Source organism: Bacillus cereus group sp. BceL291, from assembly GCF_051776705.1.
Taxonomy (GTDB): domain Bacteria; phylum Bacillota; class Bacilli; order Bacillales; family Bacillaceae_G; genus Bacillus_A; species Bacillus_A cereus.
This window is the reverse complement of sequence record NZ_JBPWAP010000116.1, coordinates 1-11,050: the sequence shown is the minus strand read 5'-3', so window position 1 is coordinate 11,050 and position 11,050 is coordinate 1. Positions and strand designations below refer to the sequence as shown.

The following is an 11,050-nucleotide window of genomic DNA, read 5'->3' as shown; positions in this document are numbered from 1 at the left end:
TCAGGGTTTATTTGATATGCCCGCTTTTATAAAATCTACAAAAGATAATAAAAAACTATATGGAAAGACCGCATTTTGTTTGAAAATATACCTTAAGTTGATGGATGTGTGGCGGTACCCCATAAAATGCTCATAGAAACAATCCAAGAGGTGCGAAAAAGAGTAAAAGGAGAGTTCATAAGACTCTCCTTTTACTCTTTTTCATCATTTTTAACAGGTGATATGGTCATTTCTTCTTCTAATGCACGATAATCCTCACCTAACTCACCAACGTCACTAGAGAACTTTGTTACTTCTTTCGCATATTTCGCTACAGTTCCTCCTAATAACATTTCCTTTGTAAGGAGTGTTTTTATTCTATGGAATTCTGTTTCTAAGTTAAAACATTCTGTGCTCAATTCCAACCTACGTTCAAGGAAGAATGGATAATTGAATTTAGTTAAACTAGAAAGATTTGCTTTTATTCTTTCTATCTCCGCTTTATGACGATCAAGAGCCAAATCAAATTGAGCACTAGTATTCAAACGTGTTGTTTCTTCTTTTAATTTCTTTTGTTCTTCCTCTACTTCTTGTAACTTCTCATTAGCTATATTAGAAATAGAATTAGCATCAACTAAAAGTTTCTCCGCTTCAACAATCTTTCTTTCCAATCGAGCGCTTTTCTCTTCTAGCTCAGAAACTTTATTTTCCGCTTCTTCTAATTTTCTACTAGCCTCGTCCATATTCTTTTTAGCACGCTTATTAGAATATGTAACATAAGCAAATGCCGCTGTAAAAACTGTTGTTATAATTGCCACTCCAATACCTACTGAGGTTAAAATGTTTGAAATCGTCGTATTCAAAAATGCTACTTCATGATCCTGTAATGATATAACCTTGTCTTGTAAATCCTTTACGACATCATTAGATACCGTAGCTGTAAATAGCATCCCCAACATTAATAGTTCCCCCTAATTATATAAATTCAGACGAATACTATTATCCATTATTTTCTTATTAAGGTAAATCAATATTTTACCTATTAAAGAAGAGACCATGTAAGCACGGAATTGCACCACGTCAGGACACAAAACGGTTTAAATTCTGGAAGTGATATTCGGTTAAGGTGGGCACATAACTTTTAATTACATTGGACATATTGTGGACAAGCATATAATTCATCCCCCCACTTTCCAAGTATGAAAGTTCCTTATACGATCAATTATTTAATAAAATATCTCCCTCATAAAACTGGCCCGTGCGACAGTTCAAATGCTCCTTTATGATAAAATAAAGATATAAAGAGACGAGATGAGGGAGAAATTTGAAGAATAACCAATCTGCTACGGTAAACCAACCAATCGTTGTAGGAACACTTCCACAAGTGATTGTCGATACATATAACCTAACTTGCACTTCGAGCGATGTAAAAATGTTTCCCGGCTTTGTAAAGCACGTACAGAAAAGACATCCTGGTATTTATGAAGCATATTCATCACACATAAAAGATATCATTGAGCAACCAGACTACGTCGGACAAAACCCTAAAGAGCCTAATAGCGTTGAATTGGTAAAAATTTTAAATAACCATATGCTAATTGCTATAAAGTTGGACCCGAGTGGTTACTTATTCTTATCGACGATGTTTGATTTGAAAAATGGTCCTGCCAAAATCCAAAAACGACTGAATAGTGGACGTTTAGTTGCTTACAAAGACCTTTTAAGCTAACAGAGAGTTTACGAAAAGATAAGAACATGGTATACTACCTGTAGAAGGTAACATAATAATGATATAGGATCTTTGAGGTGGGAAAGGTTCCCCACGCGCTTATCTAATCACCGTTCTTGATCAACCATTTGATTGATTAGGTAAGTTACCAGAGATGTAGGATACGCCGCCCTACCATCGATCCTAGAACGGCAAGCCATTCGTTTTTTTACGGATGGCTTTTTACTTTTGTATTGATATTTTCACTTCTAATGGTTACATTTTGAAAATTATAATAGAGGTGGAAATGCTTATATTAAAGAATATAGTAAATGCACATTAAATAACCGCTCTAGATTTAATTCTAAGCGGTTTTAATGCTATGTAATAGTTTTTACATGAAGGAATGATATCTAACTTAAAGGAGGATGTTATCCAATGGTTAATAAGCTAGGTATGACAGAGGAGCAAGAACAAAGTTTTTTTGATCCAATCATTAAATTCATCAAAAAAAATCCGCATTTATTTGATTTGGTCCCAAAACAGAGTAACTCCAAGACTCAAGAGCAAACATCAGAAAAATAACCGTGTTTAATTAAAATTTACTCACATAATAAAACAACCTACTGCTAATTAAACTAACGGTAGGTTGTGCATTATATAATTATCTCGTATTAACTTTATCCCTATAGCCTGCTTCAATTTCATCTCCGATATCACATTTTAACGTCCAAGCATTTTTTAGGAGAATTCTTTTATATCCACATTTAGGACATTTATATTTATATCTGCCCCAATAAGTTCTAGATACTTTCATTTCTCTAAAATCATTCATACAATATGGGCCCTTTACTCTATCTACTTGAATATCTAAAGGCTCATTCGTGGATCGATCTCTCCTTTTAACATCTGCATATGCTTTCCATTTAAAACCATGCCCTTCAGCATTAAACTCCGCATCATGAGAACCTCCAATAGAAAACACCATAGGATACGGCGTTTGTGACTTATTAAGCCTACCTCTGATAACCCGACGGGTGATTATTAAAATAATCAGTGCTATTATCCAATATATTAGGAATGTATAGTTAGCAACTATATTCCAAATCTCTTTGACATTAAATGATCCTTTAAATTGTTCAAAATGAATTATATATGTAGTTAAAAATGTAGCAAACAAAGAACCCAAAACACCAATAGTAAAATTTTTAATATCAGTAACCATAAACGACACCTGTCCTCATATGAAAATAAAGAATATTTAACTATTCTTTTAGTATACATGTAAATATACAAAAGTTGTACAAGCTTCCAATCTTATATTAAAATTAATTAATACTTTTACATCAAACAACATCGAATTTCATCTAAATTACTATATAACAACAAAAAACAAATCTTATAATAGCTACTCATGGATAATCTTACTTTTAGTAAGTGAGTTAACTATCAGTAATTGATTTAATGAATAGGTTTCATTTGTACAGATTCTCTAGTGTTGTAACCCATCACAAACTAAGTAAAACCATCTTTAAATAAGTTATATTTAACCTGTTTTCTATTCCACTGATCCTTATATTCGATCGGCTCAAAATTGAGCACATCGCTTCCCACTAGTAGAAAACGTATTTTTGCGTTTTCATCCATAACCAGTAATGTAAAACCATCTTTAGTCATGTTGTACTTTTTGTAATTCCTTCTGTTTCTAGGGTTATATGAGGAATCCTCAAAATTGAGGGTTCCTTTTTTCTCCCATTTCTTTCATTAATGTATTTTGAATCCTGGAAATTAAGGAGTGAAAATTCTTCACTTGAATACCCCATTAATTTTTCAATATCAACCACAACATTGTCATGACGTTTACCAAAAATTTCAGCTACTTTAATGAATCTGTTATTACCTCATTGTTATTGTTTACAAATACTAAGTTTGTCACTAATTGCCCCTATATTAAAAATAATCCATAATCTTTACCCTAATATCTTAATTAATAGTGATTGTTTCAGTTCTCTAATTTATTTAAGCAATTAAAGCTAAATCCCTTGACTTTAAGGTCTTACGGTCTTCATACTGGCGAGTTTGTTAGGAAATCTGAATGTAGTTTTGGGCATAGTAACCCCTGTTAAAATTTTACGAGGTTAAAACGCCCACTCATTCGTACTGGCTTAGATGCCGAGGTCTCGAATTGAGATTGGTTGCATTGACGACAAACGGTTATAGCTTACAAAACTACTATACCGTCCGTATATAGCTTATCGGCGTTGTATTGCGCCGTACGGTGCGTTTCTCACGCCCAACACCGTTCCCTTTCGGGTGATTCGCTATATAACCCGCATATCCTTGTAATAAAGCTTGTACAAGGATAGCCGTGAATCAGTGTCATGATCGCCGCTTACGAGTAACTGTTTAACTCCAGTCGCACAATCATGTCTTATTTTGAACCCCCAACACTTTTTACCACTAACGTCTTGGTTATCATCGTTATTAGGATTTACATCCCGTAGGTTTGTTTTATGCAAGGCTTGTGTCCTTTACCCCGCTTACGTCAGACAGTTGAATGCAACAACAACTGATATCCGAGTGTATTTTTTTCGCATCGGCTACACTAGACCATCTTTTTAAAGTGGTAGCTTCCACTGGAACGGAACAACACAAAAAAGGCGTTCTCTATATCTAAACGCCCTGTACATTTACAAGACTTCAGCTATAGAAAACGCCCTTTTATATCCGTTTTATTATGTATATAACATTGCTACTAATTACTAGTTGCAATACTCGGAGAGTAACGGTACAATAGGTGTATCTAATAATCCTTGTTCGCGAAAACAAGGAAAATAACTTATCTGACGTTGGTAGCGTCTTATAAGTCGAAGTCCTGTATTGAGAGTACAGGATTAAGTCATTCCGTTAGTGCCTGAGAAACACTAACATATGGAATGGCTTTTTTATTTGTTCACGTTCTATTAAGTTACTGCTAATTTTACCGCTATGTTTCTATTAAATCAACGAAAATTTGATAAGGTTCACCAGAAACATTAATATTTGCGACATAAAACTCACTCTCCAACTTTGGAGGATGACCAGGTATGTGAACTTTTTCGTACCCCATATATAGAGGGTACGCTTAAAATTAAGAACACCCTCTTAAACCTCTTATTTCCATTTCTAACGCGTTTTATATCATAAAAATGTATTTATATTAGTTTAACAGTTACATGGCCATAATAACCGCGTTTCTAATCTTAAAACGGTTGCCTGTCTTTTCTACATAACTTTGCATTTCTGGTGATTCACATTTTTTCCACGCTACAGGATCGCCGCTATTCGCCCCTCTCACTAAAACTATTAATTTATCAAATTGTTTACCTGTTAATTTAGGGACGTTATTGACTATTAAATAAGGCTTCTTATTTTCCTCTATATGCGATTTCTTACTATCAGTAATACTTTTCCTCTCATTATCATTTAAAGCATCCACAAATTGATTGTAAGTATCCTCAGGTATATCCTGATTACCAACGTACCCAGCACCTTGTTTTTCATTATGTTCTTTCCACGTTTCATGTGGATCAACGTCATGATTACACAATCTTTCATAACACGCATTAGCGAATTTTAAGAAGTGCTTATTGTCTTCAGGTTCTTGGTCAAGATCCCCTTTAAACTTTCTGACTATCTTTTCAGCTTCTTCTGTAGTCAAAAACTCATGCGAGTTTGAAAGAAACTCAGAATATATTTTGTTATTAATTAAATAATTATTATTAATAGGTGGACATTTTTGACCACTCGTGGACTGGACATTTTTGTCCGCTCCTATTTGATCATAATGTACGACTGGTTTGTATTCTTTACTTGTATATAATGCGATTAACTCAGAATCGACTAATTGTTCTTCTTTAATATAAAAACGATTAGCTTGTCCGCTTTCTTTTTTAACTTGTCTGTAATGAATAAGGTCACATTCTTTTAACTCATTGTACCATCGTCTAATAGTTTTTTCGTTCTTGTTCATGATCTTAACTAAATCTTCTATAGTGAAGATACAGAACACGCCTAACTCATCCTCGTATTTATTGTTACCTTCACTCACACTCTCTAATGACAGTCTGTAACGGTCTCTAAGGTGCATATACAACTTACAAGCCCCTAAACTAATATCATGGACAGTAAGATACTCCTCGACCGCTTTCGGCATCATAAGATACTGTTGAGCGTAATTATAGTAGTGTACCGATTTTTCGATATTTAACATTTAAAAAACCTCTTTTCAAATTTTAAGCACAACGAAATAGAGGTATTGTATAGGTAATACATAATTGTTATAATAAAAGTATATTAAATGTACGGTATCAAAAGGAGAAACCTACATTGATTAGATTTATCTAAACAATTTTATACAATATGCCTTGAGAACGTCTTATACCTTCCAGTCGCCAAACTTAGATAGGTATAAGACGTTTTTTCGTTGTCTATACTCTAATTATACTATGGATATACTAGGCAAAAAAGGGTTCACAGAGGAACCCTTTTAGTGGTATATTATCATGTGTTCTTTTTAATCGAGCCTTCATTTCTCTTTTATTACCTCTTACATTAAATAATTTATTTGTGCCATTAAGAGGTCTACTCAAAATTACGCCCATCTCTTACTGAGGAATCCTCTTTTAAGTCTGCTTAATTTTCAGCCGGTTTCTTTTTGGGTGTATCCAACTTTGGATGCATCTTTATGAAAAAGTTCATAAAGATTGGCTAATCTCACTGCACAATTTTGCGTAGTGACTTTTATCGCTTTACTAGCTTGCGTAAACCTTCTACCACCAATATATACTTAATATTGGACTTGCAAATGCTAACATGAACCACATTGCTGTTGTGAATGACATTTGTAAGCTCATTTCTAGCCTGCTGTTGCAACAGTGGGCTTTATTTATTTTGTAATTGCTTTGTTACAACGTGCATCAATTGAACACACTCTAAGAGATGATCAATGTTCACGTTATCCAACGTCGCGGTTTCATCCTCATTTGGATTAGCCTCTTCCAGCATTTCATTCAATCCGTTTACCAACCAAAAAAACTTGCTCTCTAGTAATTGTTTTTTGTCATTATTCATCTTGAATACCTCCTAGTCTCGGTTTCGAAACCATTTTGATAAAAAAGAGATGGGCCATTTGCCCTTTAGTTTACTTCTCTTTTTTTAGTTTTTCTTTAATCCGATCTTTAACTCCAGTGATTTTAGATAGTTCAATCCATTCTTCTACTTTATCAATTCCAAATTCTACAATGTTTTTCGCAATCATACGCTCCATCTTATATGCTTTTTCAGCATCTTTAATATTGTCTACACCGTAATAGTCCATCTTATTTGTATAGAATGTCTCGAACTTACTCTTCTTTTCAGACACTTGTTCATCTCTCCTTTACAGTGAATAGTATATAACAGTTTCGAAACCGTGTAAAGATGGTTTCGAAACTTTTTAATGTTGTTTAATGGTTTCACTTTTTTCGACTGAAAAGGATTGATAAGAAATAAGTCTGTTGATCAGAATCAGCTATCCAATTACCTTTTAATCCAAAAAGAAAAGGCATACCTAATTAGGATAAGCCCTTTCAACTGACTTTGTAGAAAACGTTATAAAACGCACTATTCTTTACAACGAACAATACGACCTTATAACACTTACAACGTTCGGGAATAACGATCGTTTTTTCCAATTATCTTACAATAATCACTATATCGTCATACAATGACTATCTAAAAATGACTGTAAAAACGTTCGTGTTTTCTCGAATAAACATAAACCTTGATATAACAGCATTCTTGTTATCAATTAAGTTTACATAATACTTATTATAACCCTAACTATAAGTAAGTTACTAATATTATTGTTTCTGGTCTCTGCTATGTTTATTATATCACCAGGACTATTATTTGTTCACCACTTACTTTCTACCCATATAGGGTAGGGGGGTTGCGTGTGTATGCGCGCGAATATTCTCGCCATCACAGTTAAAACCCTTTGATAAGTTCCCTATGATCTGCGATTATATCGGTTGTTGTTCTCCTGTCTAAATTGTTCTTCAGTCTCCAGAATGCCCTCTAATTCCTTCACACGGTCTTCTAGTTTTGTTTTCATCTCTTCCGATACAACAACGGCTCTTTCTTGAATAGCTACTTTCTCACGTTCAATCTTGATTCTCTCCCCTTCTTGTATACTCCTATGCTCCACACTCGCACCTTGTAACGCGTGGTTTAATAAGCTAAAATCAGCCCTTTCTATCTCTCTTCTACATAACATATCCATTAACTCTTTTCGTGTTGCTAGCGCCTGTTTAGGTGTCGCAATCTTGATATTAATGTTAATTGGTTCTTTTGTTGTTTCTTTCTGTTTCTTTGCTGTAGCCATGTTTCAACTATCCTTTCTATCTAAATAAGTTTCTTATTGCAATTGATCGTTCTCTCAATTGCACATCATATAACTCTGATTTATGCACTATTTGGCAATCACTATTTAATACGCAATCATAAAGCGATGTATCGTAAACTTTCATTCTAGTAAACAGCACATTCATATCATTTCCATGTAGCTTCCCAGCCATGTATAACGCCTTTATATCCGTCCACCTAGTTTTATATAGTTGCCCTGGCGTCATTCCTAGTTCGCGCTCCAGGGCCGTTATACCTTCCTTTGATCGTACATAATCATTACTTGTCATATATGTTGGTTTAAATGCGTTTGACATCTTTACATAACACCTCTCTCATTTCATCGCTCATTTGGCTTAAAGGTATCTGGTCAATCTTATCTGTAGCCCCGTTTACTTTCTTTTTCCTTACATATAGCACGTTATCTTCAATCCACTTATCTAAACCATATGTTTTTTCGTGTTGCTCGTCTTGATCTCGTAACCTCACAAGCCTTTCATAGTGGCGCGGGCTTGTCTCTTTCCAATGTGCGTATTCTTTCTCTGTCGGTGGTCTATAGCTTGATTCGTCACATTTGCACTCGCTAAAGTGTTTGTCACAATCAATACAATTCTGGGGTACGTTATTAATGATATACATGTTCTCTTTTGCCTTTTCCTCTAGTGATATTCTCTCAATATCTTCTATATCACTTACAGTGTGCACCTTACTTGTGGGAATCCTGTCAGCTTGTAACTTTCTTGCTCGCCTCAATAAGCTATCAATCTTTGACATGTTCCCGATCTCCTTTTAGTTTCTCTTTTAACCATTCTTTACGCTTGTTTCCCTGGCCATGTCCCTTATCTCTCACACTCGCTCTTTTTGTTCCCTTGTATACTCTCATTGATACGTGCATATCACCTTCCACGCGCCTTTTACATGCTTCTTCTATGTTATCGGTCATTGAATCAAAGAATGGCTTGTATGCCTCTCCTGTTAACTCTCCAGTAACCTGTAATTGTATATGTCCGTTATCCGTTTGGATCGTATATGTCATGGGGATTACTCCTTTTTAATTAATAAAAGGGTAAGACTGAAATCCCTCCCCTTAGTTGTAACGACTCTTAGAATTCGATACGGCCAGTGTTATATGCACCAGATTGTAAATTCTGTTCATGCTGGGCCTGTTTAGTTGCATTTGGTCTCACAAATGCATTTGCTTTCTGTACTTCTTCTGGTGTTGCAATTTGTGTGTATCGTTCAAATGACATGCCCGCTTGTTTTTCAAATAAGTTTCGCGGGTTTGCTCCTGGGATAATCGCCATATCCATTGATAGGGCCGTATAATCAACTAGTGTAAGTTCTACTGTACTTGATCCATTTGCAACCGCTGTGCGCTCCACTTGTTTGTTAGCAATATCATGTGTCGCCTGTTCGTGTTCGTTTAGATCGCCTAGTACATCGGCTGTCGATTCATTTAATAGCGCTGTTAACTCGTCACGCTCTTTGTATAGGCTTGCTAACTCTGGGCTTACTGTTTCTGTTACCTTTGTATTAATGTTCCCTGTCGCTACGTCCTCATAGTTTAAACCGTCGTCAAATGCGCGGGCCATTGCTTCAGCCTGGGCTTTTTCTTCTCGTTCGCGTTTAGCCAGGTCATCGCCCTTCTCTTTTGCTTCCTGCTTTGCGATCTTGTCATTAATAGCCTGCAATTTATCACGCTGAATGCTACTTTTTAACTTTGCAATCTCTTTTTTCATTTGATCAATAAGTGTCATATGTATAACCTTCTTTCATTAATTGTTATATTAAATTGTCTAACAACTTGTTACAGTGATAACATAACACCTTTTGGTGCTATTTTCACCCTTTACTTTATATCGTAACCATTACAGTAGTAACCTTTTGACTGGATGGGATTTCGTTTCTCATTTTCCAACTGAATGTGAATCTTCACCAATGAGGTGTCCTCAAAGTTAAGGAGACTTAATAGAAGTAGCAAATGGCATTAGTGACTTCGTATTAACGGTGTTATAATGGTGCTACAATGCATTAATAATGCCGTTAGAGAATAAGAGAATAGGAGGGAATCGAAATGGACTTCGGGAGATTTTCGGGACAAGTTAGCAAAGAATTAGACGTAAACGGAAATACATTACGTGTTTGGTGTTTAGAACTAGAAAACGCTGGATATAAATTCGAGCGGAATAATCGTCAACAACGGATCTATTACGAACATGACATTGCTATCCTTAAAGAGATGAAGGTTTTAATGGCGGACGGGACGAGAACCTTACAAGAAGCGATATCCATATTGCTAGAATCATCTCTTTCTGAAGATACCGATAATGCACTAACGCATACCATTAACGATAGCAACGGTAGTGAAACAACGCCATTTCAACGCAATAACAGTGCCGCCGGAGTTGCTTATGCTATATTGGAACAAACGAATGAAAAAGTGGCGGAATTGATAAAACAGCAACAAACTATCGCTCTACAAAATCAAGAGATTTTAAGCGTTATCCATAAAGACAACGAGGAAAAACGAAACGTTATTCAAGCTGTCTTTGAAAAGCAACAACAGATCATTGAACAGCAACAGGATATACATTTACAGAATCAGAACATAACAAAAATGTATTTAGATGAACGTGAAGAGAAATTGAAGGAAAGACAAGAAAAAAACGAATTGAAGGAACAACTTTCTGACATGCAAGAAAAGATGAATGAAATGTTAAAATTCGTTCACCAGCAAAGTGAAGAGAGAAGCAAATCATTTCTCAGTAAGTTCTTCTCTAAAAAATCTTAACTTTAAATCACCTTCTGGACCATAAAGGGGTACCGCCACATGCCCATCAACTTAAGAATCTAGACTACCCCCAAGTGTAAAAAAACGTTATTCTTTCTAAAAAGCTAACTAGAAAGGATGACGTTTTTTATGAATCTTTCGATTCA

At 35.2% G+C, this 11,050-nt stretch carries 14 protein-coding genes and 1 pseudogene; 3 read left to right on the top strand and 12 right to left on the bottom strand.

All coding sequences use genetic code 11. From position 1 onward, the window contains the following. Nucleotides 1-191: 191 nt before the first annotated feature. Nucleotides 192-938, bottom strand: a complete 747-nt coding sequence (locus ACS2CR_RS31745) for a spbB protein (RefSeq protein ID WP_326269295.1) — start codon at nt 936-938, stop codon at nt 192-194. Nucleotides 939-1,303: 365 nt separating this feature from the next. Here ACS2CR_RS31745 and ACS2CR_RS31740 point away from each other — a divergent pair, with 365 nt between their 5' ends. Both ACS2CR_RS31740 and ACS2CR_RS31735 read left to right on the top strand, forming a co-directional pair. Continuing rightward, the gene (locus ACS2CR_RS31740) at nt 1,304-1,708 is read left to right on the top strand and encodes a PBECR2 nuclease fold domain-containing protein (RefSeq protein ID WP_326269284.1); all 405 of its coding nucleotides are present in this window, start codon (nt 1,304-1,306) and stop codon (nt 1,706-1,708) included. Between the two features lie 417 nt (nt 1,709-2,125). Continuing rightward, the gene (locus tag ACS2CR_RS31735; RefSeq protein ID WP_438906132.1) at nt 2,126-2,272 is read left to right on the top strand and encodes a hypothetical protein; all 147 of its coding nucleotides are present in this window, start codon (nt 2,126-2,128) and stop codon (nt 2,270-2,272) included. A gap of 79 nt (nt 2,273-2,351) precedes the next feature. On the opposite strand, the gene ACS2CR_RS31730 is transcribed toward ACS2CR_RS31735, so the two are convergent. From ACS2CR_RS31730 to ACS2CR_RS31680, 11 genes and pseudogenes are all read right to left on the bottom strand, one after another. Beyond that, a complete protein-coding gene (locus tag ACS2CR_RS31730; protein ID WP_438906131.1) occupies nt 2,352-2,912 on the bottom strand; it encodes a hypothetical protein in 561 nt (186 codons plus the stop codon). Nucleotides 2,913-3,202: 290 nt separating this feature from the next. Beyond that, a pseudogene (locus tag ACS2CR_RS31725) lies at nt 3,203-3,376 on the bottom strand (hypothetical protein); the annotation flags it as partial. After that, nucleotides 3,361-3,558, bottom strand: a complete 198-nt coding sequence (locus tag ACS2CR_RS31720) for a Rha family transcriptional regulator (RefSeq protein WP_438906133.1) — start codon at nt 3,556-3,558, stop codon at nt 3,361-3,363. The pseudogene ACS2CR_RS31725 and the gene ACS2CR_RS31720, both read right to left, overlap by 16 nt. A gap of 1,340 nt (nt 3,559-4,898) precedes the next feature. After that, nucleotides 4,899-5,816 (bottom strand): replication initiator RepA, encoded by a 918-nt coding sequence (locus ACS2CR_RS31715; protein WP_326269296.1) that lies wholly within the window; start codon nt 5,814-5,816, stop codon nt 4,899-4,901. A 794-nt stretch (nt 5,817-6,610) separates the two neighbouring features. Further along, nucleotides 6,611-6,799, bottom strand: coding sequence for a hypothetical protein (locus ACS2CR_RS31710; protein WP_326269288.1), 189 nt, complete (start codon nt 6,797-6,799; stop codon nt 6,611-6,613). A gap of 70 nt (nt 6,800-6,869) precedes the next feature. Continuing rightward, nucleotides 6,870-7,091 (bottom strand): hypothetical protein, encoded by a 222-nt coding sequence (locus ACS2CR_RS31705; protein ID WP_001291044.1) that lies wholly within the window; start codon nt 7,089-7,091, stop codon nt 6,870-6,872. Between the two features lie 627 nt (nt 7,092-7,718). Continuing rightward, nucleotides 7,719-8,093 carry a hypothetical protein gene (locus ACS2CR_RS31700; RefSeq protein ID WP_326269289.1) on the bottom strand — a complete coding sequence of 125 codons (375 nt, stop codon included), beginning with the start codon at nt 8,091-8,093 and terminating at the stop codon, nt 7,719-7,721. A 16-nt stretch (nt 8,094-8,109) separates the two neighbouring features. Next, nucleotides 8,110-8,430: a hypothetical protein gene (locus ACS2CR_RS31695; RefSeq protein WP_326269290.1), complete on the bottom strand. Its 321-nt coding sequence runs from the start codon at nt 8,428-8,430 to the stop codon at nt 8,110-8,112. Further along, nucleotides 8,414-8,887, bottom strand: coding sequence for a hypothetical protein (locus ACS2CR_RS31690; protein ID WP_326269291.1), 474 nt, complete (start codon nt 8,885-8,887; stop codon nt 8,414-8,416). Before ACS2CR_RS31690 ends, ACS2CR_RS31695 begins: the two co-directional genes overlap by 17 nt. Next, nucleotides 8,874-9,149, bottom strand: a complete 276-nt coding sequence (locus ACS2CR_RS31685; RefSeq protein ID WP_326269292.1) for a hypothetical protein — start codon at nt 9,147-9,149, stop codon at nt 8,874-8,876. Before ACS2CR_RS31685 ends, ACS2CR_RS31690 begins: the two co-directional genes overlap by 14 nt. A gap of 67 nt (nt 9,150-9,216) precedes the next feature. Further along, nucleotides 9,217-9,870, bottom strand: coding sequence for a hypothetical protein (locus ACS2CR_RS31680; protein ID WP_326269293.1), 654 nt, complete (start codon nt 9,868-9,870; stop codon nt 9,217-9,219). A gap of 317 nt (nt 9,871-10,187) precedes the next feature. On the opposite strand from ACS2CR_RS31680, the gene ACS2CR_RS31675 reads away from it, so the two are divergent. Continuing rightward, entirely contained in the window at nt 10,188-10,904 is a 717-nt protein-coding gene (locus tag ACS2CR_RS31675; protein ID WP_326269294.1) for a MerR family transcriptional regulator, read from the top strand. Nucleotides 10,905-11,050: the final 146 nt, after the last annotated feature.

Bases quoted from the DNA above. Each gene is read 5' to 3' on its own strand.
- ACS2CR_RS31680 (WP_326269293.1), bottom strand. From the start codon at position 9,870: ATGACACTTATTGATCAAATGAAAAAAGAGATTGCAAAGTTAAAAAGT.
- ACS2CR_RS31675 (WP_326269294.1), top strand. From the start codon at position 10,188: ATGGACTTCGGGAGATTTTCGGGACAAGTTAGCAAAGAATTAGACGTA.
- ACS2CR_RS31685 (WP_326269292.1), bottom strand. From the start codon at position 9,149: ATGACATATACGATCCAAACGGATAACGGACATATACAATTACAGGTT.
- ACS2CR_RS31730 (WP_438906131.1), bottom strand. From the start codon at position 2,912: ATGGTTACTGATATTAAAAATTTTACTATTGGTGTTTTGGGTTCTTTG.
- ACS2CR_RS31715 (WP_326269296.1), bottom strand. From the start codon at position 5,816: ATGCACCTTAGAGACCGTTACAGACTGTCATTAGAGAGTGTGAGTGAA.
- ACS2CR_RS31735 (WP_438906132.1), top strand. From the start codon at position 2,126: ATGGTTAATAAGCTAGGTATGACAGAGGAGCAAGAACAAAGTTTTTTT.
- ACS2CR_RS31695 (WP_326269290.1), bottom strand. From the start codon at position 8,430: ATGTCAAACGCATTTAAACCAACATATATGACAAGTAATGATTATGTA.
- ACS2CR_RS31700 (WP_326269289.1), bottom strand. From the start codon at position 8,093: ATGGCTACAGCAAAGAAACAGAAAGAAACAACAAAAGAACCAATTAAC.
- ACS2CR_RS31690 (WP_326269291.1), bottom strand. From the start codon at position 8,887: ATGTCAAAGATTGATAGCTTATTGAGGCGAGCAAGAAAGTTACAAGCT.
- ACS2CR_RS31745 (WP_326269295.1), bottom strand. From the start codon at position 938: ATGTTGGGGATGCTATTTACAGCTACGGTATCTAATGATGTCGTAAAG.
- ACS2CR_RS31710 (WP_326269288.1), bottom strand. From the start codon at position 6,799: ATGAATAATGACAAAAAACAATTACTAGAGAGCAAGTTTTTTTGGTTG.